The sequence below is a fragment of the Colwellia marinimaniae genome, assembly GCF_002207865.1.
GTDB classification, from domain to species: Bacteria; Pseudomonadota; Gammaproteobacteria; order Enterobacterales; family Alteromonadaceae; genus Colwellia; species Colwellia marinimaniae.
This window is the reverse complement of sequence record NZ_BDQM01000542.1, coordinates 1-233: the sequence shown is the minus strand read 5'-3', so window position 1 is coordinate 233 and position 233 is coordinate 1. Positions and strand designations below refer to the sequence as shown.

The following is a 233-nucleotide window of genomic DNA, read 5'->3' as shown; positions in this document are numbered from 1 at the left end:
CCGGCGGGGTGACCGCCCCGCAACGCCCCATGAACAGGGGGATCATCCCGCCGAAGGAGTCCTTCACCTGCCCCCCCTGTTGCAGCAGAATCAGCCACGGACTTTGCCCGCCTGCAAGCTGCGTGGCCACGTCGGTGAACTGTGCAGGCAGCATACGCATGGCGGCTTTATACTGCCCGACGGAAATCCCCGCTTTCTGTGCAGCCAGCGCCTGTCGGCTCAGCGACTGTTCA

General features: G+C 64.8%; 1 protein-coding gene. It reads right to left on the bottom strand.

From position 1 onward, the window contains the following. The coding region (locus tag MTCD1_RS20420; RefSeq protein ID WP_200818730.1) for a phage tail length tape measure family protein at positions 1-233 on the bottom strand (233 nt) is incomplete at both ends.